We start from the raw sequence: 26,489 nt of genomic DNA, 5'->3' as shown, positions 1-26,489 counted from the left end.
CCTGGCGCCAGGACGCGCACTACCGGTATTACACCGCCGAGTGCACGGTCAAGGGCAGCAGCGCGCGCATCGAGGGGCGCTTCACCGGCGACTTCCAGTACAACTACCACGGCGAGCTGACGACCACCTACTCCCCGGCGCTCGACGGCGTCACCGAGGCCAGGATGGAAGTCGCCGGCCGCCGCCTGGCGCCGTGCAAGCCCGAGCATCCAGTCGGCAAGATCATGATCCAGGGCCAGGACGGCGTCGGCAACCTCAACGTCGGCGAGCCGATCATCAAGCTGCGCTGAGCCCGCGCCGGGTCAGCGCAGCCCGAACTGCACCTGGCCCGCCTCGCCGGCCGGCTCCACCTTGGGCTCGAGCACGAACACGCGCTCGCCCGGCACCTGCCCTTCTGCCGCCAGCCACGCCCGCACCGCCTGCGCGCGCTGCTGGGCGAGGCCGCGCAGCTCCTCGTCGCCGACCTTGACGCTGGCGCGCATCAAGGCTTCCATCTCGGGCACCGGCAGATCCTTGACCAGGCCGATGAGGTTGCGCGGTTTCTTGAAGTCAGCCTCGCGATAGGCCTTCCTGAGCAACTCGGGGTACTCCTCGGCACCGATCTCGACCTCCTCCAGCGAGGGCGCCTCCTCGCCGGCAGCAATCATCGCCTTGAGCTTCTGCGCCCGCAGCGCCCGATCCAGCCCCTGCTGGCGCAAGCCATCGACATCGACCGCGGGGTCGGCGCGGCCGGTGACGTCCAGGCGTAGCGCCGGGCGATCGATCAAGGCCTGGGCGAGCGCGCTCAGGCGCGCCTCCTGCGCCTCGCCGATGCGCGCACTGCCGGGGGCGAGCTCGAGCTGGGACAGCTCCTCGCCGCCACCGAGCGCCGAACCGAGCAGGGCGAACGGCGAGGTGATGGCCTTGCCGATGAGGTTGAAGAACATTTTCAGCACCAGACCGAAGATGCTGAACTCGGGATCGTCGAGCGTGCCGCTCACCGGCAGCCGCAGGTCGATCTCGCCGCGGCTGTTCTTGAGCAGCGACACCGCAAGCTGCACCGGCAGATTCACCGCATCCGGGCTATCGACCTTGTCACCGAAGGTGAGCTGATCGAGAAAGATCTGGTTGGTCGCAGTCAGCTTGCGCTCCTCGATCTTGTAGTTGAGCTCGGCCGACAGCTTGCCGCGGGCGATGCCGTAGCCGACGTATTTGCCCGAATAGCTCGACAGCCCGGTGAGCTCGAAGTCCTTCACCGTGGCGAGGATGTCGAGGTGGGCGTCCTGGCGGAAGGGGTTGAGTTCGCCGGTGATGCTGAGCGGCGCGCTGTGGTCCACCTTGCCGCTCAGCGCCAGGCGGGCAATCGTGTCGGGCGCGGTCGACAGGCCGGCCAGCTCGCCCGCCAGCTCGGTGAGGTTGGCATCGTAGTTGGGGCGGATGAAGCGGTCGCTGAAGGCGACGTTGCCGCGCTTGAGCTCGATGCGGTCGATGCGGATCGGCGGCGGCGGCGCGGCCGGCGGCGCGAGCTCCACGCTGCGCCGCCCCTCGCCCTCGCCCACCGCCGGCGCGGCCGGCAGGCCCTCGCCGGCGATCGCAGCGCTGGCAGCCGCGGCGGGGGGGGCGGCCGCTGTGCGCGGCCCGCCCTGACTGCCGCCCGTGCCCGCACCGGCGCCCCCACCGCCGGCCCCACCGATCTCGCGCAGGTTGAGGCGACCCTCCTCGTCGAGGATCAGGCGGGTGTAGAAGTCGTCGAGCGCGACGCGCTGGATCGCGAGCGAAAACGGCTCCAGCCGCGCATTGATGCCACCCACCCGCAGGGTGCGCCAGCGCACGAAATCGGTGGCGTTGAGGCGATCGACCGAGGCGAAGTTGGCCACCCCGACATCGCCCCGGAAGCTGGCGAGCAAGCGGCCGCGGCGGTCCGTCTGCAGGTTGAGCCGGCCCTGGGTGGTCAGGTTGCCGCGCGAGATCGCGATCTTGGTCTGCGCCAGCACATAGGGTTGAACCGGCAGCAGATCGACGCTGCGCAGGTCGAGGCGCAGCTCGGCTTTCAGCGGTTCCAGGCTCAGCGGTCCGGACACCGCGACCCGGCCGCGCTTGTTGAGACGGGCGTCGAGCTTGATCTGGCTGGTGTTGCCCTTCGCCGTCGAGAAGCCCTCGAGCTGGAAGTCGATGTCGTCGACCGTGGTCACCACCGGCCGCGCCACGCTGCGGTCCTCGAGCCGCAGCGCGGTGGCGCTGACGGCAAGCTTGTCCACGCTCAGCACCCAGTCGGGCTCGGCGGCTGCCTTCGCCGGCGCGCGGGCGGGCGGTCGGGCGGGCGTCGGCACCAGCGCCTTCACCAGGTCCAGGTCGCCATTCCTGAGGCGCACGGCCGACACCGCCGCCCCCTTCACGTCGAGTGCGGCGAGCTTGAGGCTGCGCCCGCGCAGGTCGATCACGGCGTCGCGCACGTCGAGCTCGGGCACGCGCACGGCCGGCTCCTTGGCGCCCTTGATCGCGAAGGCGAAGTCGCGCAGGGCCAGGGTCTCGGTCCTGAGGTCGATGAGCGGCGTGCCGTCGTCCGCCAGCACCAGGCGGTAGCTCGCGCTGCCGCCCAGGCTGCCCGCACGCAGCTCGCCACCGGGCACGGCGGCCGCCACATAGGGGGCATAGCGTGCGAGCTGCAGCGCCTCGAACTGCAGGTGGCCGGCAAACTCGAAGGGCTGCAGCCGCAGACGGTCCTCGTGCACGAACTTCTCGCCGGCGTCGGTCACGTAGTCGAGGCGGATCTCGGCGGGGATCTCACCGATGGTGGCCAGGTCGCGCACATCGAGGTTGATGGCCTCGATGCGGGTGCGGAAAGGCCCGGCCACGCTGCGGTCCTCGAAACGGACCACGCCGTCACGCACGCGCATGAGCGCGAGCAGGAGGTCCGGGCTGGCCGCCGCGGGCGGCGTTGCGGCATCCCCCGCCTGACCACCCTGCCCCTCCGCGCCCGCCGCCGCTGGCGGAGCCCCATGCCCGGCTGGACCCTGCGCGCTCCCGCCTGCGGGCGGCAACAGGTCGAGCAGATTGAGGCCGCCATTCTCGAGGCGGATGACATCGATCTCGGGCTGCGCCAGCCGCAGGCGAGTGAAGTGCCAGCGCCCGATCAGCGGCTGCACGTCGGCAAACTCCAGCTCGGCCTCGGCAATGCGGGCGACCTGGGCGCCATCGCGATCCTGCAGCACCAGCTCGTCGATCTGCAGCGGGCCGCGCAGTGCGAACACCGGCGGTCCGTCGGACGGCTGGCTGAAGGACAGCTCGAGATTGGTGGTCAGCAGTGCGGACGGCAGCCGGAAGCGTGCCTCCATCGGCAGGTAGGCGAGCCAGGGTGCGAGGTCGAACTGCTTGAGCGCGACGTCGAGGATGGTCTCCTGCGATTCGGCAAAGGGCTTGGTGCGCGCATTCAGCAGCAGCGGCTGGCCATTCAGGCTGGCCGACAGCGAAGGCTGAACGAAGACATCCACCCGCACCGGCAGATTGGAGACAAAGGGCACGCCCAGACCGATGTCGCTGAGTTCGTGCGTCAGGCCACGCGCCTTGTCCGCGACGGTGACGTGGCCGTTACTGATGCGGATGTTGCCGATCGAGAACAGCAAGGGGGCGGCATCGGCATCGGCATCGGCATCGGCCTCGGCACCACCCAGGGCGGCAAGCCGCTCGGCGACGTCGGCCCAGTTGTGCCGGCCGGCGGCGTCGACCTCGAGCCGCAGGCGCGGCGCGATGAGCGCCAGCTCGTGCAGCACGATGCCGCCGCGCACGAGGGATTCGAGTTCGAGGTTGGCGCGCAGTGTCTCGAAAGCCAGCGCCTCGCCACCCCCATCGGCCTCCTTGATGCTGAGCCCGCCCACCTCGGCGGTGAGGCGGAAGGGGTTGATCAGCACGCGGTCGACGGCGACCTCCCGTCCGAGCGTCTCGCCGAGCAGCTTTTCGGTGTAGTGCCGCGCCAGCGGCGGCGCGGCGAGGTAGACGATGGCGGCCAGCGCGAGCAGCGTGGCGCCGATCCACAACACCTTGCGCCGCCCGCGCCCGCTGCGTGCAGCCGGGTTCGATTCGGTGGTGGTGTCAGGCATGAGGTGCTCCAGCAGGAAGTATTGTTTTTGGATGGGCGTAGCCGTGCGGAGTCGGGCCCGGACCGCGTCCGGCCCTGCCGCCATGCGACTGAATTGGCCGCGGCAGCGCGCATTGCCGGCTCCGGGAACAAGGCGTATTCTGCGCCGCTTTCCATCCACAGGTAAGGACGTGAGGCTCGAACGCACGCCCGTCTGCAGCCCCAGCCGGCGCAGCTTCGATGTCGTCATCATCGGCGCGGGTGCCGCTGGCATGATGTGCGCCGCTACCGCCGGCCAGCGCGGCCGCAGCGTGCTGCTGATTGACCACGCCACCCGGCTCGCCGAGAAGATCCGTATCTCCGGCGGCGGACGGTGCAACTTCACCAACCGCCGCGTCGGCGCCGACAACTACCTGAGCCGCAACCCGCACTTCGTGCGCTCCGCCCTGTCGCGCTACACGGCCGGCGATTTTATCGATCTCGTGGCCCGCCACGGCATCGATTTTCACGAAAGGAGCTGGGGCCAGCTTTTTTGTGATGACTCCGCGCAACAGATCATCGACATGCTGCGCGCCGAATGCGAGGACGGGGGCGTCGAGTGGGCCATGCCGGCGCAGGTGCACGGCATCGAGCGCACGGCCGATGCGGCCGAGCGCTTCGTCATTGAAACCGATCAGGGCCGCTTCGCCGCACACAGCCTGGTGATCGCCACGGGCGGCCTGGCCATCCCCAAGATCGGCGCCACGCCTTTCGGCTACCGAGTGGCCGAGCAGTTCGGCCTGGCCGTGGTCCCACCACGGCCGGCCCTCGTGCCCCTGACCCTGCCGCCCGAGACCCTGGCCCTGATCGCGCCCCTATCGGGCATCTCGCTCGAGGTCGAGGCACAGTGCCGCGGCCCGGTGTTTCGCGAGGCTGCGCTCGTCACCCATCGCGGCCTGTCCGGTCCGTCGATCCTGCAGGTCTCGAGCTACTGGCAGCAACAGGCCTACGAGGACGGCGAGTGGGCGCCGGTCAGCATCGACCTGCTGCCCGGCGTCGATGCCGAAGCCTGGCTGCTCGCCCACGCCCAGGACCGCGGCCTGCTCGCCAATCTGCTCGCCGCCCACCTGCCGCGGCGCTTTGCCCACGCCTGGTGCGAGCTCCATGGCTGGACGCGACCGCTCAACCAGTACCGCCATGCCGAGCTGCGCAGCATCGCGGCGGCGCTGTCGTCCTGGGCGCTGGCGCCCTCCGGAACCCAGGGCTATGCCAAGGCCGAGGTCACGCTGGGCGGCGTGGACACCCGTCAGCTGTCGTCGAAGACCCTGGAGGCACGCACGCTGTCCGGCCTGTACTTCATCGGTGAGGTGGTGGACGTGACCGGCCACCTCGGCGGCTACAACTTCCAGTGGGCCTGGTCCTCGGGAGTTGCCTGCGGGCAGGCGGTCTGAATCCGCCCGCCGGCGCCGGGGCTAGCGCGGCGCTGCGCTGGGCGCCGCATCCCTGGCCTTCAGCAAGGGCAGGAAACCGATGAGCTGCAGCGCAATCAGGCCGGCAAAGCTGAGCCACAAGGCGCTGGCCATCGCGTACCCCTGCGCCTGCAGCAGATCGAGCGCGACGCCGAGCCCCCACTGCACGAAGAAGGCGCCGGCAAACGCCATCAGGTTGATCGCCGTGCTCACGCGGCCGAACAGCGCGGGCGGGAAGGCGCGCGAGGCGGCCAGATAGGTCTGCGAATTGACCGCCGAGAACAGGCCATAGACGAACCACAGCAGGATCGGCGGCGCCAGCGACCACAAAATCGCGAGCTGCGCCAGCAGCAGGCAGACGTAGCCCCAGCGCAGCAGGGCCAGGGCGCGAATGCCGCGCCGTGCCAGCCCCACGCCGAGCAGGCCGATCGACAACTGCCCCACCAGGCTGCCGAGATTGAGCACCACCAGCATGCGCGCCGCGCCGGCGAGATCGAAGTTGTTCACGTGCATCAGCCAGGGCACCGCCCACAGGCTCTGCAAGGCCATGAAGCCGCCGACGAAGAAGGCCGCCGACGCGGCGAAGCGCAGGAAGGCGGGCGCCACGTAGATCCCCGCCACCACGCGCAGGGCCCCACCGATGCTGCCGCGCGGCCCGCTCGCCAGCGCATCGGGCAGCGAGCGGTAGATCTGCACGGAGGCAATCAGCGCCAACGCCGCCACCAGCCAGAAGGCGCCGCGCCAGCCGATGAAGGGCAAGGCCGCCTCCAGCGGTGCGCTCGCGGTGAGTGCGCCGAGGGCACCGGCGGCCATGATGAAGCCGGTCATCGAGCTCTGGCGCTCGGGCGGATACCACAGCGCGAAGCCCTTCAGCGCCGCCATCAGGCAGGCGGACACGCCCAGGCCGATGAGGGCGCGCGCGAAGCCGAGCGCTGGCAGCGAATCACCGAGCGCAAACAGCACGGCGCCCAGCGCGGTCACCAGCAACAAGGCCGCCTCGACCCGACGCGGCCCGAAGCGGTCGAGCGCCATGCCTACCGGAATCTGCGCCAGGCCGAAGGCAAGGAAATAGGCACTGGTGAGCAAGCCGAGGTGGGCTGCCGACAGGCCGAGTTCCTCGGTCAGCGCGGGCGAGATCACCGCGTTGACCGTGCGCAGCAGGTAGGAAAGGTAGTAACCCAGGGCAAAGGGCACAAAGATCCTGCCCCACGCGCTGGGCGCCGCGCTCGCATGCATCGCCCGCATCCCCGTAGAAAATCAAGCTGGCATTGTGCCTGCTTGCGCGCGCTCGACGCCAATGTTGCGGTGCATGCCGAGGACTGGCACAACATCACCGAATTCGTCGACTTGACTCTTATCAATGCCGTCGCGCACGCGCTGCGGAGAATGCGCATACCCACCGCCGGAGCGCACCATGACCTCGATCGCCGAACTGATGACGCATGACCATCGCAGTTGCGACCACGACTTCGCCCGCGCCGAGACGCTCGCCGCAAAGGGTGACTGGCCGGCTGCGACCGAGGCTCTGAACTGCTTCGCCGCCAGTCTCGAATCCCACTTTCGGGCCGAGGAGCAGGAGCTGTTTCCACGCTTCGAGGCGGCCACCGGAATGACTCAGGGTCCGACCGAAGTCATGCGCGGCGAGCACGTCGAGATGCGCGCCACGCTGGACCGGATGAGCTCGGCACTCGAACGCAGGGATGCGGATGAATTTGCCGGCGAAGCGGAGACGCTGCTGATCATGATGCAGCAGCACAACATGAGGGAAGAGAACATCCTCTACCCGATGTGCGACACCCGCCTCGGCGCGCAGCGCGAGGAGATCGTCAACACCCTGGCACTGCGCTTGAACAGGAAGCTGACAGCATGAATACCCGGACCGTAGACGCCCGCGGCCTCGAGCCCCCCGAGCCTTTCGAGCGCGCCATGGAGGCCATTGCCGACTTGCCGCCCGGCGGCGAATTCACCCTGCTGCTCGACCGCATGCCGCAGCCCCTGCTGCGCATGCTCGATCGCGACGGCTACCGCCACGACGCACGCTTCCGCGAAGACGGCGCGGTCGAGATCCTCATTGGACGACCATGAGCGGCGCCAACCCCGGCCTCGCCTACCACGACACCCCTCCGCTTTCGGCACCGCTACGTTTCTTCCTCACCGCGCCGCTCTTCGGCCTGGCGGCGGGCTTGGTGCTCCTTGCGGATGGCGAGTTGCTGGTGTCGCGATGGACGCCAGGCGCCCTCGCCCTCGTCCATCTGTTTGCCGCGGGCTTCATGCTGCAGGCCATGCTTGGCGCGCTGTTGCAGATCCTGCCGGTGGTCGCTGGCGCGAGCGTTCCGGCACCGCTGCGCACTGCCGGCCTCACCCATGTTGTGCTCGGCCTGGGCGCCGCCAGTCTCGCCATAGGCCTCGGCCTCGGACAGCCGCTGGCCATCGTCGCCGGCGGCGCGCTGCTGGTCGGCGGGCTGGGCATCTTCCTGCTCGCCAGCGTGATCGGGCTTGCCAGAGCCGCCCCGGCGCAGGGCGCGAGCCGCACGCCGCGCGACCTGCGCCTCGCCCTCTCGGCGCTGGCCATCGCCACCGGCCTCGGTCTGCTGCTGGCCTTCGTGATCGGGCGTGGCATCAGCTTGCCCCTGGCCTTGCCCACCCTAGTCGACCTGCATGCCGTGTGGGCGTGGATGGGCTGGGGCGGCCTGCTGCTCGCGGCGACGAGCTGGGTGGTGGTGCCGATGTTCCAGATCACGCCCGCCTACCCCGCCGCCTTTACGCGCTACTGGGCCCCGGCCACCCTCGTCGCCCTGGTGCTGTGGTCGCTGAGCCTGAGCGTCGGGCTGGGCTGGGGCGTGATGCTGTTCGGCACCGCCCTGCTGGTGTGCGCGGGGGCGTTCGCTGCCCAGACCCTCGGTCTGCAGCGCCGCACCCGACGCAGCACGCCCGACGCGCCCTTCCGCGCATTCCGCCTGGCGATGCTGAGTCTGCTGGCCAGCCTGGTCGCGCTGCTGTTGGCCACGCTGCACGACGCCGCGCAGTGGCCCGTGCTCGCCGGCGTGCTGATCCTGCACGGCACCTTTGCCGGCGCGATCAGCGCCATGCTGTACAAGATCGTGCCCTTCCTCGCCTGGCTCAACCTCACGCAAGCCGGCGTGCGTGCGCCCAACATGAAGAAGCTGTTGCCCGACCGTCCCGCACGCCTGCAGTTGCGCCTGCATGGCATTGCGCTTGCCGCCCTCGTCGCCGCCGTCCTCGTGCCGGTGTTGACCCCGCTGGCCGGTTTGCTGGTAGCCGCCGAGTTCGCCTGGCTGCTCATCAATCTGTCGCGCGCGGTACTTGCATGGCATCGCGCTGGGCAAGCCTGAAGGGCGCTTCAAATACGTTTGACGAGCCGAAAAGGACTCTGTATAGTTCGCGGCTCTCGGGGTGTAGCGCAGTCCGGTAGCGCGCTTGCTTTGGGAGCAAGATGTCGGGGGTTCGAATCCCTCCACCCCGACCAGCTCACACCCTGAAATGCCCGCGGGATTCTGCCCGTAGCTCAATTGGATAGAGCACCGGCCTTCTAAGCCGGGGGTTGCAGGTTCGATCCCTGCCGGGCAGGCCAGGACAGGTTTCAAGGGCTTCGGCGTTGCCGGGGTCCGGTAGTGGCGGCATTAGCTCAGTTGGTAGAGCGTTGGATTGTGGCTCCAAAGGTCACCGGTTCGAAACCGGTATGTCGCCCCAAAAACTCAAGGACTTAGCGCCGATTCTGCGATGCGCGAAAAGTCACGGTAAGCACATAGTAAGCCGACGAACCCACCCCAAGCGGTGGGTTTTTCGTTTTTGGACACTTCGCCTTCGTCACTCGAAGTGCACCGAGGCTGCCGCTCGGCTTGCTACGCGAGCGGCTGGATCAGCCCCGCCCCCTCGTTCCTGACGTTGCCGACCGCCTTGCCCACCGGGTACAGCGCGAGCGAGGCCTCGGGGCACGGCCTGATCATGGCTTGCACCTGATCGGCTGGCGTCCCCCCGGCCAGCCAGCCCTGGTGATCGCCCGCCGCCAGGATCACCGGCATCCGATCGTGCAGCGGCCGCATCGCCGCGTTGGATGCGGTGGTCACAATCGTGAAGGTGTCGAGTGCCTCGCCGTCGGCCGGGCGGATCCAGCGCTCCCACAGTCCGGCCAGCGCGAAGAACTGGCCCTCGACCGGGTGGATGTAGAACGGCTGCTTGCCGCCGGCGATCTGCTGCCACTCGTAGAAACCGTTTGCCGGCACGATGCAGCGCCGGCGGCGGAACGCCGCCCGGAAGGACGGCTTCTCCGCGACCGATTCGCCGCGCGCATTGATGAGCCTGGTGGCGATCGCCTCATCCTTCGCCCACGAGGGCACCAGCCCCCAGCGCAGCCGATGGATCACCCGCTCGCCGCTCGGCCGCTGGCGCACCACCGGCAGCCACTGCATCGGCGCCGCGTTCCAGCGCGGCTCGAAGTCGACGCCTTCGGGCTCGGCATCGAAGGCCTCGCGCAGGCGCGAGATCGGACCATAGAGCGCATAGCGACCGCACATGAGCGCTTTCTCCCCGACTATCTCAGTGGTGCGCCCCGGATCAGGCGGCCAAGGCCTTCACCCGGGCGGCGAGCGAGATCACGCGCCCGGCCACGGCCTCGGGCAGTTGCGTGGATTCGAGTGCCATGATCGCCCCCTGCGAGAAGCCGATCAGCGTGGTGCCGGCCGCATCCACAGCGGCCCGTGCCTGCCAGTCGCGTACGGTGTGCGCGAACAGGGGCATGGCCTCGGCGATACGCGCCGGGCGGCTGTCCTCGGTCACGCCCCGCACCGAGAACCATTGCCAGCCGCTGCCGAGGTCGCAGGGTTCGGGCGAGCGCACGCTCACCACCCAGGCGGCGGGGTCCGCTTCGGCGAGGATGCGGCCCAGCGGCACGAGGTCCCGGGGCTGCGCGCCCACGCCGTGGAACAGCAGGATCAGGCGTCTGGCGGGAACGGACGCTTGTTGAACGATAAGGTCTTGATCGGACATGGTCGGGCCTCAGTTGGGTAAGGCGGTTTTCTCGGCGGCGTCCTGCCCCAGGGCGAGGTCGGCACGGAAGACGAAGGAATCCATCGACAGCACGCCATGCACGATGCCGCCTTCGACGACGCTGGCGGGCAGGGGCTGCGCCGCCGCGCCGGCGGCCACCAGCAGCGGCAGGTAATGCTCGGCGGTAGGGTGAGCCCGACGTGCGTGCGGCGCAATCGCCAGCGCTCGGCGCAAGCGTTCGTGGTCACCCGCCAGCACCGCGTCTCGCACCCAATGCGCGAACTCCGCCGCATAGGCTTCGGCACGCGGATCGCCGAGGCGGAACTCGTACAGGTTGTGGGTGAGGCTGCCCGACCCCACGATCAGCACGCCCTCAGCCGCCAGCGGCGCCAGCACGCGACCGTACTCGTAGGCGCCATCGGCATCCAGCCACGCCGGCAGCGAAACCTGGAATACCGGCACGTCGGCCTTCGGGTACAGGTGCATCAGCGGCACCCAGGCACCGTGGTCGAGGCCGCGATCGGCATTGGGCGTCGCGGACAGGCCCGCCGCCTGCAGCAGTTCGAGCGCGCGGCGCGCGGCCAGATGCGCACCCTCGGCGGGGTACTGCAGCGTGTACAGCGCGGGATCGAAGCCGCCGAAATCGTGGATCGTCTCTGGCCGCAGCGACAGGGTGGCCTGCGGCTGGCGCGTCATCCAGTGCGGCGACACCACCAGCACCGCCTGCGGGCGCGGCAGCCGGCGGCCGAGCGCGGCGAGATTCGCGCCAGCGAAGCCAGGGTCGAGCGCGAACGTGGGCGCGCCGTGCGAAACGAACAGAGTAGGAAGTGCTTGCATCTGAATTCTCCAAAACGACCGGCGCTGCCCTGTGCCGAGGGGGTTGCGGTCGAGCCGGTCCAGCGACCGGCCCGGGCCTTCAAGCCGACGCTCAGGCCTTGGTCGCGCTGCCGCTCAACGCCGCGTCGATCGACGCCCGTCCCGCGCCGCTCAACATCAGCGACACCGAAACCGCCAGCAGCGCCAGGCCGAATTCGTAGCCGTTGTTGCTCATGAACAGCCCGTTGCCGATATGCACGCTGAAGATCGCCACCAGCATCGCGATCGCGAGCACCGCCGCCGCGGGCCGCACCAGCAGGCCGATGATCAGCGCCAGGCCGCCAAAGAACTCTGCGCTGCCGGCGAGCAAGGCCATCAGGTAGCCGGGCGCCAGGCCGATCGAGGCCATCCACTGGCCCGTGCCTTCCAGGCCGTGACCGCCGAACCAGCCGAAGAGTTTCTGCGCCCCATGGGCAGCGAAGATGATGCCGACCGGGATGCGCAGGGCGAGCGCGCCCCAGCCGGCATTGGTGGAAAGGAAGCGCTGGATGAGGGGATGGGTCATGATCATTCTCCGTTTGGGTCGTTATCGTGTTTTGGTTCAGCGTCTCGTGCGATGCGCTGACCATGGAGGGCACTTTACGGCCCGCGCTGATTGAGATAAACAAGCGTCCACGCGAAATACTGTTCCAATAATTGCGACAATGGACCGATTCGTCGAAATGCAGACTTTCTGTGCAGTGGTCGATGCCGGCAGCTTCGTGGGCGCCGCGGATGCGCTCGGGCTGTCCAAAGCCGCCACCTCGCGCTATGTGGCCGAGCTCGAGACAAGGCTCGGCGTCCGCCTGCTCCACCGCACCACCCGCCGCCTGTCACTGACCGAGGATGGCGAGCGTTTTTATGCGCACAGTCGCGAACTGCTCGCCGGACTGGAGGAGGCCGAGGCCGAGCTGCACGCGCGCAGCGGCACGGCGCGCGGCCTGCTGCGCATCAATGCGCCGGTCACTTTCGGCATCCGCCACCTCGCACCGCTGTGGGGCGCCTTCCGCGACCTTCATCCACAGGTGCGGCTCGAGCTGACCCTGTCCGACCGCACCGTCGACCTCGTCGAGGAAGGTTTCGATGCGGCGATCCGGATCGCCGCGCTGCCCAGCTCCACCCTCGTATGCCGGCAGCTCGCCCGCACCCGCATCGTGTTGTGCGCCTCGCCCGGCTATCTGGCGGCCCATGGCATGCCGCGCAAGCCTGCCGATCTCGCCGAACACACGGTCATCGCCTACAGCTACTGGTCAGGCGGCGACGAGTGGCAGTTCGAGGGGCCGGACGGGCGCACGAGCGTGCGCACCCGGCCCCGCGTACATTCCAACAGCGGCGACACCTGCCGTGCGATGGCGCTCGCCGACCAGGGGGTGATCCTGCAGCCCGGCTTCCTGGTCGCCGACGACCTGGCCGCCGGTACGCTGATTGAACTGATGCCTGAATACCGCTCGATCGAGCTCGGCATCTATGCCCTCTATCCCACGCGCAAGTTTGTTCCGCCCAAGGTGCGTGCCTTGATCGATTTCCTTGCCGAACGCTTCGCCACGCCGCCTCCGGGCTGGTGAAACAGCCGCACCGAGCCTCTTTCGTTTCAGTCGCTGGAACAGTCCATCCATGCACCCCCTCTTTATCCGAGGTGAGCACACGAATATCGTGCCCAGCAGCGTGAGACCGATCAATCGACGAGGAGCGAATCAATCATGCTGGTCAACGGACGTTGGATGGAAAGGTGGCAGCCGGTGCAGGCGAGTGACGACGAGGGTCGGTTCATCCGCCAGGACTCCGGCTTTCGGCATCGTATCGGCGCGGACAGCCCCGAGGGTTTCACCCCGGAGGCCGGACGCTACGTGCTGTACATGGCCTACATCTGCCCCTGGGCGTGCCGCGCCCTGATCGCGCTACGGCTCAAAGGGCTGGAGCATGCGATCGACATCCGTGTCGTCGACCCGCGCCTCACCGAGCAGGGCTGGGCCTTCACCGGGCAACTCGGCACCGACCTCGACGACCTCAACGGCGCGCGCCACCTCCACGCGCTCTACACCCGCGCGGACCCGACCTACACGGGACGCGCGACCGTGCCCGTGCTGTGGGACCGATCGCGCGCCACCATCGTGAATAACGAATCGGCGGACATCGTGCAGATCCTCGACGGCGATTTCGGCGCCCTCGCCCACAACCCGGTTGCGCTGCGACCGGCCGCATGGGTCGACGCGATCGAGGCCGCCAACACGCGCCTCTACGCGGACTTCAACAACGGCGTCTATCAGGCCGGATTCGCCACCACCCAGGCCGCGTACGACGAGGCCGTCGGGCGTGTTTTCGACTGCCTTGCCTGGATGGACAGCCGACTCGCAAAGGCCCACTGGCTTGTCGGCGAACAGCTCACCGAGACCGACATCCGCGCCTTCGTCACGCTGATCCGCTTCGACCTCGCGTACCACGGGCTCTTCAAGTGCAATCTGCGACCACTGTCGGCCTATGCGAACGTGATGGCCTATCTGCGCCGCTTGCTGGCGCTGCCGGCGTTCGCCCGCAGCGTGCGGCCAGACCACATCAAGGCCGGGTATTACTCGATCCGGGCGCTGAACCCGAGCGGGATCGTGCCGGCCGGGCCAGCCCTCGACTATCTGTGAGCAACCGGAGCGCGGCGCAGCGACAAACCGGACCGGTGCCGCGCGGGACAGTGTGCTCAGTCATCGAGCATCCTGCCCCTGCCGCTCCCTTGGCGGCTGACCGAAAACCTGCGCCTCCTCCTGGCACCGGCATTGCATTGGCGCGGCATTGTCGCAAGGAGTAAATTCGAAGCCTTCCGGCGCCGCGTCCAAGGCCTCGCGCAGGCGCAGACCCTGCCCCACGCGTCGGCCGCGCCGACCTCGCCTATGGCGGCACCGTCACCGCCCCGAGCGCCGCTCACCACCGACCGAAGCTTGACCACCCCGCTTGAAAGCCCGCTTCCATGTCATCACCCCCCTCCCCGCTTGAGCTCGAAGACCGTTTCGCCCGTTGCGCGCGGCTGATCAGCCAGGCCGATGGGCTGCTCGTCACCGCCGGCGCCGGGCTCGGAGTCGATTCCGGCCTGCCGGACTTTCGGGGTAATGAAGGCATGTGGCGCGCCTATCCCGCCCTTGGGCGCGCGCGCATGTCATTCGCGGAGATTGCCTCGCCGCACGCTTTCCACGCCCGGCCAAGGCTCGCCTGGGGTTTTTACGGGCACCGGCTCGCGCTCTACCGTCGCACCCTTCCCGGCCCCGGCTTCGCGATCCTGAGCGCGATCGGGCGACGCCTGCCGGCAGGCCTTTTCGTCTTCACCTCGAACGTGGACGGGCAGTTTCAGCGTGCCGGCTTCGACCCCGAGCGCATCGTCGAATGCCACGGTTCGATTCACCATCTGCAATGCCTGATGCCCTGCCGCGACACCATCTGGTCCGCCGACGGCTTCGTGCCCGCGGTCGATGACGACGCGTGCGAGCTGCTCGATGAGGCGCCGCGTTGCCCGCACTGCGGCGCACTGGCGCGGCCCAACATCCTGATGTTCAACGACGACGGCTGGATCGAGGAGCGAACCCGCATGCAGTGGTCGCGCTTCGACGCCTGGCGCAGGCCTGTCGAGCGGCTGCTGGTGATCGAGATCGGCGCGGGGACGGCCATCCCTTCGGTGCGCCTGTTCGGCGAGGAGCAGCATGCCCCGCTGATCCGGATCAACCCCACCGAGGCGAAGACCGCGACCGATCGTGGTGTCTCGCTGCCAATGACCGGCGCCGAGGCCCTCAGCGGCATCGAACGGGCGCTGATCAGGGCTGCTCGCAGCCCGTAGGCGCCCGTAGGCGACCCGGCCGCCCCGTGCTGGCTCAGGCGTGCAGCTGATTCAGTTGCCGCGCCACGATGTCGTGGTTGAGCCACAGCACCGGGCCGGTCGGCGCCGACGACGCGCGGAAGATCAGCGCGCCGGTGGCTTCCAGCACCAGCGTGCTGAGCAGGTCGGTGATCAGCGCCTTGCGGTCCTTGTGCATCTGCACGATGTCCTCGGACGTGCCGATCTGCAGATCGGCCTGCTCGGGGCTGTTGGGCATCGGCCAGGCGGCGAAGTCGCGATAGCGCTGCATCACCGCGCTGCTCTGGAAGTCCGCCACCTTCTTGAGCACGTCTTCCAGCGTGACGCCCTCGGCCAGCAGTTCGCGGCAGGCCTGCCACTGCGACTCCGCCCAGGCGCCGCCGCCCTCCTTCTTCAGTGCCTCGAGCAGCGCGATCAGCGGCAGCTCGACACCGGCGAACACGTCGGTGGAGTTGGTGCGGATCTCGGGGCAGTTGTAGACCGTGGCCTTGATGCCCTGCTCCCACGCCGCCCGGGCGATGCGCTCGAGCCGCATCTTGGCGTAGCCCTGGGTGTAGTTGGTGTAGGTCTGCCACTGGTAGCGGCCGTCGATGAGGATCTCGGTGCCGTGGTAGCCGTAGGCGGTGTAGCGCACCTCGCCGCCGCCCGCCTCGACGCGGGCGCGCAGCGCGGCGCTGCCCTCGATCAGGTGCTGGAAGGTATTGGCCGACACTTCGTCGAAGTTCTGCAGGATGAGCTTGCCCAGATCGCTGTCGAGCAGCGTCTGCGAGGACATGAAGCGGTCGCCGCGGCCCTTGTAGATGCGGTTGGCGATCACCATGAAGACCTTGGCCTTGGGGATGCCACCGGCCATGGTGTGGGCGAAGAAGACATTGCGCCCCGCGCCGATCAGGCCCTCGAGCTGGGCCATGACCTCGGCCACGCCCTTGCGGAAGCGCTCGGTACCGATGGCACGGCACTTTTCGATGTGCGCCCAGTCGAGCTTGTCCTGCTCCCAGGTCTTGAGCGTCAGCGCGTTGAGCAGCTCGGTGGGTGTGGGCTCGCCCGCCGGTGCGTCGAGGTCGAAGCCGGCCATCAGCGGCACGTTGATGACCCGGCCGCCGAGGTTGGCCTCGGCCGCCGCCAGCTCCTCGTCGTTGAGCGGACGCAGCGCGTTGTTGTCGTCGCGCCGGCCGACGGTGATGCCCACGATCTGCATGCCCGCCGCACGCGCCTCGTTGACAAGGCCGCTGGCGTAACCGCGGCCGAACAGCTCACCGAAGAGCACGAACACGTCACCCGCGCGAAAAAGGGCGTCTTGCGGAAGTTGGGTCAGGGGAGTGGGCTTGTTCATATCGTTTCGAGGCAGGGCCTCTGTCTGGTCCAAGAAAGTGTTCCGCGATTCTACCGAGTCTGCCGCGGCAACCCCATGCTTGTTGCGCCCAGCCATGGCGCTGGGGGCGCTGCGCATCCTGCGCTACTCTTCGATCATCAGTCCTCAACAGGCGCGCGATGACAACGGACGGCACACAATCGATCAGGGCCCTCGAACGCGGCATCAAGGTGCTGCGGGCCTTGGGCGCGCTCAAAGTCGCCAGCCTGCGCGCCCTCCACAGTGCAACCGGGCTGCCCAAGCCGACGCTGCTGCGCATCCTGCATACGCTCGAACAGGGCGGCCTCGCCTGGCGCTCGATCTACGACGGCCACTGGCGCCACACCGCCGACTGGGCGCCCCCGACCGGCAACTCGACGGCTTACGGCCGCCTGGTCGAAGTCGCGGCGCCGCACCTGGTCGCATTGCAGCGAAGCGCCTTGTGGCCGTCCGACCTGCTCGTCCATCGCGACCACGCGATGGAGCTTGCGGAGAGCTCCCGCCGCCTGTCCGGCCTGGCCCTCAATCCACGCTACCACGTCGGCTATCGCGTCGATCTGTTTCTCTCCGCCCCCGGCCGCGCCTGGCTGGCCTTCTGCACCCAGGCCGAGCGCGAGGCCGAGTTTGCCCACTTCGAGGCGGCGCCGCCCGTCAACGCACGCAGCGCCGCCGTCTTTCGCAACGAGATTGACGACATCCTGCACCAGACCCGCGAGCGCGGTTATGCGGTGCGCGACAGCGCCTTCGGCGGCTCCGAGTTGCCGATGGAGGGCTTCGACGACGGACTGGACGCCATCGCCGTCCCGGTCGCCTGCTCGGCCGGCGTGCATGCGGCGATCAACCTGGTGTGGCCGCGCCGCTATGACCTGCGCGCGAAGATCGTCGAAGCCCATCTGCATGACCTGCAGGCAACGGCGGCAAGGATCGCGCAAGCCTTCGACGCCACCCGCTCATCCTGAACACGATCGCCGTCGCCGGGCATCAGCGACGCTGACGCTGGGCGAGATAGGCCTCGACCGCATCGAGATTGCGCCGTACGCGCGCGTTGTGCGGAAGCAGCGCCGCGGCGGCACGCAGCTCGCGCGCGGCCTCTTCCCAGCGCTGGCGCTGGCCGGCGAGCAGGCCGAGGGCAAAGTGGAGTTCGCCCGCGTTGCCCGCGCTGGCCAGGCCGGCGCGCAGCACCTGTTCCGCCTCGGCCTCGCGCTGCGTGCCCGCGAGCAAGGTGGCCAGGCCCAGGCGCCCCGCCTGCAGCGCCGGATCGCGCTGCAGGGCGCGGCGATAATGGCGCTCGGCGCGGGCGGGGTCCTGGCGCACCAGCGCCAGGCTAGCGAGGTTCAACTGCGCACTCGGCATGTCCGCCATCGCCGCCTGCGCGGCGACGAAGTCATCGAGCCCGGCGCCCAGCAGCGGCCGCCGGGCGGGCTCGAGCCCCGTCTCGCCGACATCGGCCAGCCCCCGCGCGGCGGCAATGCGCACCGCGCGCTGGGGGTCCGACAGCAAGGCGGGCAGGTGCGCACGGCGCTCGTCCAGCGGGCGCGTGCCCAAGGCCGCGGCGGCCGTGGCGCGCACCACCGGATCCGGATCCTGCAGCGAGGCCGGCGGCACCGCATGGCTGCCCGCCTGGGCGAGGCTCTCGAGTGCCGTGGCGCGAACGATCGCAGGCTGGGCAGGATCGGTGGCAAGCGCCGCCAGCCTGTCGCTGGCACCCGGCGCGCCGGCACGGAAGGCCGCCAGCACCTCGCCGTAATGGACCTCGCGCGGGCGCGCACCGAGGTGGCGCTCGATGGCGGCGGCGGCCCATTCGGCGGAGCGCTCGCCATGGCAGTCCTGACAGGCATTCGGGACGCCGATGCGTGCCGTCAGGTCGGGGCGCGGAACCCGGATCGCATGATCGCGGCGGCCATGCACGACCATGTAGTTGCGGCTGGGCATGTGGCAATCGACGCACTCGCTGCCGGCCTTGCCCGGGCTGTGAAAGTGGTGGGCGTCGCTGTCGTAGTCGACGGCCTTCAGGCCGGGAAAGCGCACGCGATCCGGGCTGGAATTGTGGCAGGCGGTGCATAGCGCATTGCCTTCGGCCCGCGGCCGGCCGCTGTGGATCTCGTGGCAATCCGTGCACGCCACGCCCGCCGCGTACATCCGACTCTGGCGATAGGAGCCGTACTCGAAGACCTCGTCGAGCTGCTGGCCATCGGCGTGATAGAGCTCCGCGCGCAAGTTGTCTGGCATGAACTGGTCGAGCAGCTCGAGCCCGGGGGCCGCCTCCTCGACCAGCCGGGTGCGCCGCGCGTGACAGGCGGCGCACTGGTCGACCTGCTGATGCGCCGCGCCCAGCCGCCGGTTCGCGGTCAGCGTCGGGCGTCCGTCGCCGCCCGGCGCCTGACTGCGGGCGCTTTCGGCGTGGGCACGCCCGCCGCCATGACAGGCCTGGCAGCCGACGTTGTGCTCGGCCCAGGTGGTCGCGTAGCGATCGGCCTCGTCGTCGTAGCCCTTGCGGTAGGCGGTGGTGTGGCACTCGCCGCACATCAGGTTCCAGTTCTGGTAGCGCCCCGTCCAGTGCAGCGTGCTTCCGGGCTCGAAGCCGCCCCCAGGGTAGAGCGAGAACCACTGTCCGCGTCGCGTATCCCACGCCACGCTGAGCGCCTGCAAGCGCCCGCCGGGCAGCGGCAGCAGGACCTGCTGCAGCGGATGGACGCCGAAGGTGTGGGTGACGGGAAACTCGGCCAGCGCGCCGCCACTGTCCTGCGTGGCGACGAAGTAACGTTCGCCGCGCTTGAAGAAATGCACCGACTCGCCGCCACTGGAAAAGCGCACGCCGCCGAAGTCGCCCAGCACGCTGTCGGCCGTTGCCGGCTGCATCGCGCGGCTGTGCTTCGATGTTTGCCACAGCCTGGCCTGCTCCTCATGGCAGGCCAGGCATTCGCTGTCGGCGACGTGATCGGGCCGGCTGGCCGCCCGCGGGCCGGCATCGGCCTCGCTGGCGGCGGCCGCACTGACGGGCAGCAGGAACTGCCAGGCCAGCAGCAGGCCGATCACGAACGCAGGCAGGCTCATCGTCTTACCTCGGGGTACGCGCTTGCAGCGTGGCCTCGTACTTCAGGTCCTCGTAGTAACGCGCGCCGTTGCTGTAGCCGGGGCGGTTGGCAAGGTTCGGGATCTCCAGCACCCCGGTCTCGGCCACGTAGTCCCGCCACGCGACCAGCATCTCACCGAGCTTCTGCGGATTGTCGGCGGCCAGGTTGCGGCTTTCGGTGCGATCCTCGGCCACATTGTAGAGCTCCCAGTCGCCCGTGCCCCATGGCGTGTTGGCGAACACGAGCTTCCAGTCGCCCTTGCGCAGCGCCTTGCGGCCACCGAGTTCCCAGCCGATCGCGTGCGAGTCGTCATGCACGGCGGGCTCGGCGCCCTTCAGATACGGCAGCATCGAGGCACCGCGCAGCGGCAGCACCGGCTTGCCCTTGTACGCCGTGCCGGGGTGGCGGGTGCCAGCCAGCTCGTAGAGGGTGGGCGCGATGTCCATCACATGGGCGAGCGCCGGCTTGACCGTGCCACCCTGCACGCCCGGCCCCCACGCGATCGCCGGCACGGCGATGCCGCCCTCGTACATGAAGGACTTGTACATCCTGAACGGCGTCGACCCGACCTGGGCCCAGCCCGGCCCGTACTCCGCGTAGGAGCCGGACTTGCCGATGTGCTCGGTGCTGTTGTCGAAGTCCTTGTGGATCCACTCGCGGGTGCGGGCGACGTCGTACACCGAGTTGCCGTCGGCGCCGTTGTCCGACAGGAAGAAGACGAAGGTATTGTCGAGCTGGCCGCTCTGGCGCAGGTAATCGAGCATGCGGCCGATGTTCTGGTCCATGTTGTCGACCATCGCCGCGTACACCGCCATCCGCTTCGCTTCCGAGGCCTGCTCGGCCGGCGTCAGGCTTTCCCACTTCGGCCAGAAGGGGTGGCCCTCGAATACCGGCGTGTCGGCCGCGACTAGGCCGAGCCGCTTCATGCGCTCGAGCCGCTCCTTGCGCAAGGCGTCATAACCGGCCTTGTAGCGGTCGGCGTACTTCGCGATGTCGGCCTCGTGCGCATGCAAGGGCCAGTGCGGCGCGGTGAACGCCAGATAGGCGAAGAAGGGCTTGCCCGAATCCTTGCCGCTGTCGATGTACTCGATCAGCCGGGTGGTGAAGAAGTCCGACGAGAAGAAGTCCGCCGGGACATCGACTGCGGCACCGTTCTCGCGGTAGATCGCCTTGGGCGGCTTGTCCGGATCGACGGCGACAATGCCCGCCTGGTCGCTCCAGTGGCTGGAGCCGCCGTGCACGAGCGCATAGGACTGCTCGAAGCCGCGCGTCGCCGGGCTGAATTCCTCGGGCACGCCGAGGTGCCACTTGCCGGTCATCAGGGTGCGATAGCCGGCGTCCTTGAGCACCTGCGCCACCGGCACCACGCGCTCGTTGAGGTAGCCCTCGTAACCGGGCTTGCCGCGCTGCTCCGGCAGCATCAGCTCGGCCATGTCGCCGAAGCCGATCAGATGGTTGTCGCTGCCCGACATCAGCATCGCCCGCGTGGGCGAGCAGAAGGGGGAAACGTAGAACTGGGTCATCTTCGCCCCGGTATCGGCGAGCTTGTCCAGGTTCGGGGTCGCGATCTCGCTGCCGAAGCTGCCGATGTCGGTGTAGCCGAGATCGTCGGCCATGATCAGCAAGATGTTGGGCCTGTCCTGCTTGGCCGCAGGGGCGGCGTGGCTGGCCTGCATGCCGAGGGCGAGCGAGGCCACCGGAATCAGGAGCGACGCAAGGGCTGCTCTCATTTTCTGTCTCCTTGGATAAAGCCTGTTTCTCACAGGTTCTATTAATTTAATAAAAATCTCGAGAACCGGCGCCGAAGCTCAATTCGTTCCACGCCATGGAACGCATTCAGCGGATCCTTGCCGCCTTCGCCGCGCTTACCCCCTGCGGGCGATCGCCGCTAGAATCGCCGCTCGACGTTCGAAGGCCGATCCATGCAGCCCACACGTGACACGACCATGCCCAGCCTGCTGGTGGTCGATGACGACCTCGTCGCCCAGGCCCGGCTCAACGCCTACTTTTCGCAGGAAGGCTACCGTGTGCTGCTGGCCGGCGACGGCGAGGGCTTCTGGAAGACGCTGGAGCGACATCGGGTCGATCTGGTGCTGCTCGACATCAACCTGCCCGGGCAGGACGGGCTGTCGCTCGCGCGCGAGCTGCGGGCACGCGACGGGGCGATCGGGATCATCCTCGTCACGAGCCGCAGCGACGATGTGGACAAGATCGTCGGCCTCGAGGTGGGCGCGGACGACTACGTCACCAAGCCCTTCAATCCTCGCGAGCTGCTGGCACGGGTGAAGAGCCTGTTGCGGCGCAGCGGCGAATCGCGCGCCGACAGCGGCAGCGACACCGCCTTCCGCTTCGCAGGCTGGAGCCTGGACCTGCCCCGGCGCCGGCTGTGGGATGCGTGCGGACGCGAGGTGGCACTCACGCGCGGCGAGTTCGAGGCCCTTGCCCTGCTGGTGCGCCACCCGAACGAGGTCATCAGTCGCGACCGGCTGTCGCGTGCGATCAGCGGCCACGACTGGAATCCCCAAGACCGCACGGTCGATGTCCTGGTCCGTCGCCTGCGCGCCAAGATCGACGACGCCGCCCAGCCCGACTCCCTGATCACCACCGTCCGTGGCGAAGGCTACCGCCTCGCGGTCGATGTGGCCCGCGGTGGCCACGACCCGGGCTAGCGCCCTGCCCCGCTGATGTCGGCCAGCGCGGCGCGCAGCCGGATGAGCGTCTCGCGGTAGTTCTCCTCGAGCGCGTGCGCGCGGCTGACGAGCGCTGCCGAACACGCGCCCGCACGCAGGTCGCGCTCCAGCTCGGCCGCCAGCGTGCCCAGGCGTTCGAGGCCGAGGTTGAAGGCGGCGCCGCGCAGCTTGTGCGCGAGCTGCGCGCAGCCATCGCCATCGCCCGCCGCGGCCGCGCTCCCCAGCGCGGCCAGGAGGGCGTCGCCCTGGGTCACGAAGACCTCGGCGATCTGCGTCAGCACCCCATCGCCGAGCGCTGCCTGCTCGCCCCGCAGAAAGTCCAGGCTGACCCAGTTCCCCTGGGCGCTCGCCGGTTCGGGTGCCGGCGCCAGGCCCTCGCCTGCGCCGGGCTGCAACACGGAGGCTGCGCCGCCTTCGAGCTGTTCGACGAGCAGGGCACGCAACTGCGCGCGCGTGAAAGGCTTGGACAGAAAGGCGACAAAGCCCGCCTCGAGCAAGGCCTGCACCTGCTGCGCCGGCACGTGGGCAGACATCAGCACGGCGCGCAGGTGCTGCGTGCGAGGCTGCTCGCGCAGCCGTGCGAGCAGCTCGCGGCCGTCGCCGTCGGGCAGGTTCATGTCGATGAGCGCGAGCGCAAACGCGGTCGATTCGGTCGCCGCCAGCGCCGACTGGATATCGCCGACACAGACCGGGGTCTGCCCCAGCATGTGCAGGAAGCGCTCAACGACCATGCGATTGACGGCGTCGTCCTCGACCACCAGCACCACGTGGCGCGACTGCAGCGCAGCCTCGTCCTTGGCCGACGCGGGCACCGGGACAGCCTCGCCCTGTTCGAAGGCCAGCTCGAAGCCCACCGTCGTCCCCTGCCCCGGCGCGCTGCGCAGCGCGATCTCGCCGCCCATGGCCTCCACCAGCCGCTTGCACACGGCCAGCCCGAGGCCGGTGCCCGCATGGTGACGGCCACTGTCGCGCACCTGCACGAAGGGCTCGAAGACCTCGCGCTGGCGCGCCGCCTCGATGCCGATGCCGTGATCCTCGACCTCGAAGCGCAGGCGTCCGGGCTGCGCGCCCGGCACGATCCGCACCGTCACCGCGCCCTCATCGCTGAACTTGATCGCATTGCCGATCAGATTGAGCAGGATCTGGCTGAGCTTGCGCCGGTCACCCACCAGGGCGTCGGGCACGTCCGCACCGACGTCGGCAACGAGGGCGAGGCCGCGCGCCGCCGCGCGCGCGCCCTGCACCGCGAACACGTCGTTGACCGTGTCGCGCAGGCTGAAGGCGGCGTGCTCGACATGCACCCCACCGGCCTCGATGCGGGCGAAGTCGAGCATGTCTTCCAGCAGTTCGAGCAGCAGCAGGGCGGCGGCGCGGATCTGCGCGGTGTATTGGCGCTGCTCGGGCTGCAAGGCGCTGTCCTCGAGCAGCTCGAGCAGGCCGAGGATGCCCGCCATCGGCGTGCGCAACTCGTGGCTGACGGTGCCGAGGAAGGCCGTCTTGGCGCGGTCGGCGCCCTCGGCCGCGCTGCGTGCCGCGGCATGCTCGGCCATTTCGGTGGCGAGCGCGGCGTTGCTGTCGCGCAACTCGGCGGTGCGTTCGGCGACCTGGCGTTCCAGCGCCTGCTGCTGCTCACGCAGCGCCTGGGCCAGGCGATCGCGCTCGATGGCATCGTTGCGAAAGCGCTCGAGCGCACGTGACAGCGAGGCGATCTCATCGTCGCCCGCGGTGTCGATGCGCACGTCGCGCTTGCCGCCCGCGAGCGCCAGCGTCGCCTCCTCGAGCGCGACGAGGCGGCCCAGGGTGTGGCGGCGCAGCACGTGGATGATGACGAGCGCGGTCACCAGCAGCAGCGCGCCGCCGATGGCGCCAAAGGCCACCAGCCCCGAGCTGGCGCTGCGCTCGGCGGCGAGACCGGCCGCGGCGAGGATGCGGCCACCGCGATGGATCAGCTCGCCGGCGAGCGCATCGAGCTCGGTGGTGAGGGTGCCGATCTCGGTCTGCAAGGCTTCTGCACTCGCGCGCAGGGCGATCTCCTGGCTGCGCTGCGCAAAGACACCCACCGGCGCCAAGGCGGACCCGAGCGCGGCGTGCAGCTCGGCGCCCTGCGCCCGCCCGCCGGGATCGGCGATGTCGCGCAGGCGCCGCGCGAGCAAGGACAGATGCGCGCCGAAGTCGGCACGCGCCACCTGCAGGCGGTCCTCGCCGTCGAGTTCGTCGAGGCGGTCGAGCAGCGCACCGAGCGCACGCGCGGCAAGACCGAGCTCGTGCATGCGCTCGAGCGTGTCGAGGTCGAGATCGAGCAGACGGTCGCGCGCCTGCAGGCGATCTTCCGCCATGGGCAGCGCAGCCAAGGGCTCGCCCTGCAGCAGGGTCGTGAGCGTCGCCACCAGCAGCGCGGTGGCGTTGTCGGACTGGGTACGCGCGAGCGCATCGAGCGCGTCAACCTGCGCTCGCAGCCGCCTACCCTCTTCCAGGCTGGCGTCGCGCAGCAGCAGGCGCGCGCCGACGGTGTCCGCCATCGTGCGCAAGCGCTCGGCGAGCGTGTTGCCGGTCGTCTGCAGGCGGGCGCGCAGTTCGGGCTCGACGTGTGGCGAATCGAGGCGTTCGAGGCGGTCGCTCACCAGTGACAAGTCCTGCTCCAGCGCGGCCTGCAGTTGCTCGAGCTCGGCGCGCGACTCCGCCCGCCCGAGGCGCGGCGCGAGCGCGGCAAGGCGCGCATTGCCACGCACCGTCTCGTGCAGCGCATCGGCGGCCGGCAGCGTGTCGCGCACGATCGCCTGCTGGCTGGCGACGACGCGCTGAAAGCTGAGCCAACCGACCACTGCCACCAGCACCGTGCCCAGCGCGCCCAGCAGCAGGCCGAGCAGGAGGCGCTCGCGCAGGCCGAATCGTCGCCGGGACGGGGCTTTCACGTAAGATTGGGCGTCCATTTCAGGTCGAACTCCGGGCTCGCCATGCCTGCATTCGCATAGTCCTGCATTCGTGCACCCAGGCTGCGCAGGCGCGTCGCAACGACCCGGTTAACTCGCATCACGCAGTGAGCGCTAAAGACATGGCTTCATCTTACCGGTGCAGCAGCGCGCGCAACGCAGCTCGGCGTCAGCTTGGCGCCCTATTGTTCGCCGCGCTGCTGCCCCTGGGCAGCGCCAGCGCGAGCGAATGGCCCCTCGAGCGCTGGGCGGGCGATGGCCGCGCCGGCGCATCGTCCGCCCAGCCGGCACCGAGCCTGCCGCGCATCGGCGCCTCCCGCCCGTGGACGCTGTGCGCCGTCTACCCCCACCTCAAGGACAGCTACTGGCTGGCGGTGAACTTCGGCATGGTAGAAGAGGCGCGCGCCCTCGGGCTGGGCCTGAGCGTGCTCGAGGGCGCCGGCTACGAAGCACTCGAGCGCCAGCGCCAGCGCGTAGCCGAGTGCCTCACCGGTGAGCGAGCCGATGCCTTGCTGGTCGGCACGGTCAGTTTCGCCGGGCTCAACGACCTGCTCGCCCCCCAGCGCGCGCAAAGGCCGGTGATCGGCCTGGTCAATGACATCGACGCCGAGGCGGTGCGCGCCAAGATCGGTGTGCCCTGGTACCAGCTCGGCTGGCAGATCGGGCGCTGGCTCGCCGAGCGCCACCCGGCCGGCTCGGCAGCGGTGAACGTGGCCTGGCTGCCCGGGCCGCTCGATGCAAACTGGGTCGTCGTCGTCGACCGCGGTTTTCGCGCCGCGATCGCCGATAGCGCGGTTCGCATCGCCACCGTGCGCGGCGGCGACACCGGGCGCTCGATCCAGCGTCAGCTCGTCGAGGAGGTGCTCGACGCCCATCCCGGGCTCGCCTACCTGGTGGGCAATGCGCCGATGGCCGAGGCGGCGATTGCGGAGCTGCGCCGGCGCGGCCGCGAGAACGCCGTCGGCATCGTGTCCTTGTATGTCACGCCCGGGGTCTATAGCGGCCTGGTGCGGGGCCGCATCCAGGTGTCGGTGAGTGATTTTCCGGTGCTGCAGGGGCGGCTTGCGGTGCGCCAGGCCCTGCATGCCCTCGAGGGGCGCGCGCTCGAGCCCTATCTCGGTCCGCGCGTGGAGCGGGTGGATGCCGACGCGCTTGCCCACTACCCGCTCGACTGGATGCTGCCGCCGGCCGGCTTCGTGCCGGTGTACGAGGTGGCGCCAGCGCAAGGGACGCCGGCCCGGCCGTAGG

The 26,489-nt window shown here is 69.4% G+C and carries 20 protein-coding genes, 3 tRNA genes and 1 pseudogene; 14 read left to right on the top strand and 10 right to left on the bottom strand.

The features are described 5' to 3' along the window. A pseudogene (locus tag ACMV5O_RS17410) lies at positions 1 to 290 on the top strand (hypothetical protein); the annotation flags it as partial. Between the two features lie 12 nt (positions 291 to 302). Here the strand turns inward: ACMV5O_RS17410 and ACMV5O_RS17405 are convergent. Then, positions 303 to 4,076: a DUF748 domain-containing protein gene (locus tag ACMV5O_RS17405; protein WP_416164660.1), complete on the bottom strand. Its 3,774-nt coding sequence runs from the start codon at positions 4,074 to 4,076 to the stop codon at positions 303 to 305. Positions 4,077 to 4,245: 169 nt separating this feature from the next. On the opposite strand from ACMV5O_RS17405, the gene ACMV5O_RS17400 reads away from it, so the two are divergent. Further along, positions 4,246 to 5,484, top strand: a complete 1,239-nt coding sequence (locus tag ACMV5O_RS17400; protein WP_416164659.1) for an NAD(P)/FAD-dependent oxidoreductase — start codon at positions 4,246 to 4,248, stop codon at positions 5,482 to 5,484. Positions 5,485 to 5,505: 21 nt separating this feature from the next. Here the strand turns inward: ACMV5O_RS17400 and ACMV5O_RS17395 are convergent, their stop codons facing one another. Then, positions 5,506 to 6,696, bottom strand: a complete 1,191-nt coding sequence (locus ACMV5O_RS17395) for an MFS transporter (RefSeq protein WP_416164658.1) — start codon at positions 6,694 to 6,696, stop codon at positions 5,506 to 5,508. Between the two features lie 220 nt (positions 6,697 to 6,916). On the opposite strand from ACMV5O_RS17395, the gene ACMV5O_RS17390 reads away from it, so the two are divergent. The 6 genes from ACMV5O_RS17390 (at position 6,917) to ACMV5O_RS17365 (ending at position 9,213) form a co-directional block, all read left to right on the top strand. Further along, on the top strand, positions 6,917 to 7,372 hold the full coding sequence (locus ACMV5O_RS17390; RefSeq protein WP_416164657.1) for a hemerythrin domain-containing protein: 456 nt from the start codon (positions 6,917 to 6,919) through the stop codon (positions 7,370 to 7,372). Beyond that, complete coding sequence (locus ACMV5O_RS17385; RefSeq protein ID WP_416164656.1) at positions 7,369 to 7,587, top strand: DUF2249 domain-containing protein; 219 nt, start codon at positions 7,369 to 7,371, stop codon at positions 7,585 to 7,587. The genes ACMV5O_RS17390 and ACMV5O_RS17385 overlap by 4 nt, the downstream gene beginning before the upstream one ends. Further along, positions 7,584 to 8,855 carry a hypothetical protein gene (locus tag ACMV5O_RS17380; RefSeq protein ID WP_416164655.1) on the top strand — a complete coding sequence of 424 codons (1,272 nt, stop codon included), beginning with the start codon at positions 7,584 to 7,586 and terminating at the stop codon, positions 8,853 to 8,855. The genes ACMV5O_RS17385 and ACMV5O_RS17380 overlap by 4 nt, the downstream gene beginning before the upstream one ends. A gap of 57 nt (positions 8,856 to 8,912) precedes the next feature. After that, positions 8,913 to 8,989: transfer RNA gene (locus tag ACMV5O_RS17375), tRNA-Pro, on the top strand. Between the two features lie 28 nt (positions 8,990 to 9,017). After that, positions 9,018 to 9,094 (top strand) — tRNA-Arg (locus ACMV5O_RS17370). A 43-nt stretch (positions 9,095 to 9,137) separates the two neighbouring features. Continuing rightward, positions 9,138 to 9,213 (top strand) — tRNA-His (locus ACMV5O_RS17365). 152 nt (positions 9,214 to 9,365) lie between these two features. On the opposite strand, the gene ACMV5O_RS17360 is transcribed toward ACMV5O_RS17365, so the two are convergent. From ACMV5O_RS17360 to ACMV5O_RS17345, 4 genes are all read right to left on the bottom strand, one after another. Then, positions 9,366 to 10,037, bottom strand: a complete 672-nt coding sequence (locus ACMV5O_RS17360; protein WP_416164654.1) for an SOS response-associated peptidase — start codon at positions 10,035 to 10,037, stop codon at positions 9,366 to 9,368. A gap of 40 nt (positions 10,038 to 10,077) precedes the next feature. After that, a complete protein-coding gene (locus tag ACMV5O_RS17355) occupies positions 10,078 to 10,509 on the bottom strand; it encodes a hypothetical protein (protein WP_416164653.1) in 432 nt (143 codons plus the stop codon). 9 nt (positions 10,510 to 10,518) lie between these two features. Next, positions 10,519 to 11,346, bottom strand: coding sequence for a DODA-type extradiol aromatic ring-opening family dioxygenase (locus tag ACMV5O_RS17350; protein WP_416164652.1), 828 nt, complete (start codon positions 11,344 to 11,346; stop codon positions 10,519 to 10,521). Positions 11,347 to 11,437: 91 nt separating this feature from the next. Next, a complete protein-coding gene (locus ACMV5O_RS17345) occupies positions 11,438 to 11,890 on the bottom strand; it encodes a DoxX family protein (protein ID WP_416164651.1) in 453 nt (150 codons plus the stop codon). A gap of 157 nt (positions 11,891 to 12,047) precedes the next feature. On the opposite strand from ACMV5O_RS17345, the gene ACMV5O_RS17340 reads away from it, so the two are divergent. From ACMV5O_RS17340 to ACMV5O_RS17330, 3 genes are all read left to right on the top strand, one after another. Then, positions 12,048 to 12,929, top strand: a complete 882-nt coding sequence (locus tag ACMV5O_RS17340; RefSeq protein ID WP_416164650.1) for a LysR family transcriptional regulator — start codon at positions 12,048 to 12,050, stop codon at positions 12,927 to 12,929. Between the two features lie 135 nt (positions 12,930 to 13,064). Next, on the top strand, positions 13,065 to 13,997 hold the full coding sequence (locus ACMV5O_RS17335; protein WP_416164649.1) for a glutathione S-transferase family protein: 933 nt from the start codon (positions 13,065 to 13,067) through the stop codon (positions 13,995 to 13,997). 323 nt (positions 13,998 to 14,320) lie between these two features. Beyond that, positions 14,321 to 15,178 carry an SIR2 family NAD-dependent protein deacylase gene (locus ACMV5O_RS17330; RefSeq protein ID WP_416164648.1) on the top strand — a complete coding sequence of 286 codons (858 nt, stop codon included), beginning with the start codon at positions 14,321 to 14,323 and terminating at the stop codon, positions 15,176 to 15,178. Between the two features lie 34 nt (positions 15,179 to 15,212). Here the strand turns inward: ACMV5O_RS17330 and ACMV5O_RS17325 are convergent, their stop codons facing one another. Then, entirely contained in the window at positions 15,213 to 16,529 is a 1,317-nt protein-coding gene (locus ACMV5O_RS17325; RefSeq protein ID WP_416164647.1) for an enoyl ACP reductase FabMG family protein, read from the bottom strand. A gap of 158 nt (positions 16,530 to 16,687) precedes the next feature. On the opposite strand from ACMV5O_RS17325, the gene ACMV5O_RS17320 reads away from it, so the two are divergent. Beyond that, on the top strand, positions 16,688 to 17,506 hold the full coding sequence (locus tag ACMV5O_RS17320; RefSeq protein ID WP_416164646.1) for a helix-turn-helix domain-containing protein: 819 nt from the start codon (positions 16,688 to 16,690) through the stop codon (positions 17,504 to 17,506). Positions 17,507 to 17,528: 22 nt separating this feature from the next. On the opposite strand, the gene ACMV5O_RS17315 is transcribed toward ACMV5O_RS17320, so the two are convergent. Both ACMV5O_RS17315 and ACMV5O_RS17310 read right to left on the bottom strand, forming a co-directional pair. Then, the gene (locus ACMV5O_RS17315; protein WP_416164645.1) at positions 17,529 to 19,601 is read right to left on the bottom strand and encodes a multiheme c-type cytochrome; all 2,073 of its coding nucleotides are present in this window, start codon (positions 19,599 to 19,601) and stop codon (positions 17,529 to 17,531) included. A 4-nt stretch (positions 19,602 to 19,605) separates the two neighbouring features. Continuing rightward, positions 19,606 to 21,351, bottom strand: a complete 1,746-nt coding sequence (locus ACMV5O_RS17310) for an arylsulfatase (RefSeq protein ID WP_416164644.1) — start codon at positions 21,349 to 21,351, stop codon at positions 19,606 to 19,608. Positions 21,352 to 21,543: 192 nt separating this feature from the next. Between ACMV5O_RS17310 and ACMV5O_RS17305 the strand changes: the two genes are divergently transcribed. Then, positions 21,544 to 22,290, top strand: a complete 747-nt coding sequence (locus ACMV5O_RS17305) for a response regulator (RefSeq protein ID WP_416164643.1) — start codon at positions 21,544 to 21,546, stop codon at positions 22,288 to 22,290. On the opposite strand, the gene ACMV5O_RS17300 is transcribed toward ACMV5O_RS17305, so the two are convergent. Further along, positions 22,287 to 25,241: an ATP-binding protein gene (locus ACMV5O_RS17300; RefSeq protein WP_416164642.1), complete on the bottom strand. Its 2,955-nt coding sequence runs from the start codon at positions 25,239 to 25,241 to the stop codon at positions 22,287 to 22,289. The genes ACMV5O_RS17305 and ACMV5O_RS17300 overlap by 4 nt on opposite strands. A 185-nt stretch (positions 25,242 to 25,426) precedes the next feature. On the opposite strand from ACMV5O_RS17300, the gene torT reads away from it, so the two are divergent. Continuing rightward, complete coding sequence (gene torT, locus ACMV5O_RS17295; RefSeq protein WP_416164641.1) at positions 25,427 to 26,488, top strand: TMAO reductase system periplasmic protein TorT; 1,062 nt, start codon at positions 25,427 to 25,429, stop codon at positions 26,486 to 26,488. Position 26,489: the final 1 nt, after the last annotated feature.

The sequence above is a fragment of the Thauera sp. WH-1 genome (genome assembly GCF_047806685.1).
GTDB lineage: Bacteria > Pseudomonadota > Gammaproteobacteria > Burkholderiales > Rhodocyclaceae > Thauera.
The sequence above is the reverse complement of the archived record's forward strand: the minus strand, read 5'-3'. Positions and strand labels throughout refer to the sequence as shown.

What these genes read in the sequence shown, in the direction of transcription:
- ACMV5O_RS17405 (WP_416164660.1), bottom strand. Translation starts at nt 4,076, where the DNA reads ATGCCTGACACCACCACCGAATCGAACCCGGCTGCACGCAGCGGGCGC.
- ACMV5O_RS17390 (WP_416164657.1), top strand. Translation starts at nt 6,917, where the DNA reads ATGACCTCGATCGCCGAACTGATGACGCATGACCATCGCAGTTGCGAC.
- ACMV5O_RS17385 (WP_416164656.1), top strand. Translation starts at nt 7,369, where the DNA reads ATGAATACCCGGACCGTAGACGCCCGCGGCCTCGAGCCCCCCGAGCCT.
- ACMV5O_RS17380 (WP_416164655.1), top strand. Translation starts at nt 7,584, where the DNA reads ATGAGCGGCGCCAACCCCGGCCTCGCCTACCACGACACCCCTCCGCTT.
- ACMV5O_RS17360 (WP_416164654.1), bottom strand. Translation starts at nt 10,037, where the DNA reads ATGTGCGGTCGCTATGCGCTCTATGGTCCGATCTCGCGCCTGCGCGAG.
- ACMV5O_RS17355 (WP_416164653.1), bottom strand. Translation starts at nt 10,509, where the DNA reads ATGTCCGATCAAGACCTTATCGTTCAACAAGCGTCCGTTCCCGCCAGA.
- ACMV5O_RS17350 (WP_416164652.1), bottom strand. Translation starts at nt 11,346, where the DNA reads ATGCAAGCACTTCCTACTCTGTTCGTTTCGCACGGCGCGCCCACGTTC.
- ACMV5O_RS17345 (WP_416164651.1), bottom strand. Translation starts at nt 11,890, where the DNA reads ATGACCCATCCCCTCATCCAGCGCTTCCTTTCCACCAATGCCGGCTGG.
- ACMV5O_RS17340 (WP_416164650.1), top strand. Translation starts at nt 12,048, where the DNA reads ATGCAGACTTTCTGTGCAGTGGTCGATGCCGGCAGCTTCGTGGGCGCC.
- ACMV5O_RS17335 (WP_416164649.1), top strand. Translation starts at nt 13,065, where the DNA reads ATGCTGGTCAACGGACGTTGGATGGAAAGGTGGCAGCCGGTGCAGGCG.
- ACMV5O_RS17330 (WP_416164648.1), top strand. Translation starts at nt 14,321, where the DNA reads ATGTCATCACCCCCCTCCCCGCTTGAGCTCGAAGACCGTTTCGCCCGT.
- ACMV5O_RS17325 (WP_416164647.1), bottom strand. Translation starts at nt 16,529, where the DNA reads ATGAACAAGCCCACTCCCCTGACCCAACTTCCGCAAGACGCCCTTTTT.
- ACMV5O_RS17320 (WP_416164646.1), top strand. Translation starts at nt 16,688, where the DNA reads ATGACAACGGACGGCACACAATCGATCAGGGCCCTCGAACGCGGCATC.
- ACMV5O_RS17315 (WP_416164645.1), bottom strand. Translation starts at nt 19,601, where the DNA reads ATGAGCCTGCCTGCGTTCGTGATCGGCCTGCTGCTGGCCTGGCAGTTC.
- ACMV5O_RS17310 (WP_416164644.1), bottom strand. Translation starts at nt 21,351, where the DNA reads ATGAGAGCAGCCCTTGCGTCGCTCCTGATTCCGGTGGCCTCGCTCGCC.
- ACMV5O_RS17305 (WP_416164643.1), top strand. Translation starts at nt 21,544, where the DNA reads ATGCAGCCCACACGTGACACGACCATGCCCAGCCTGCTGGTGGTCGAT.
- ACMV5O_RS17300 (WP_416164642.1), bottom strand. Translation starts at nt 25,241, where the DNA reads ATGGACGCCCAATCTTACGTGAAAGCCCCGTCCCGGCGACGATTCGGC.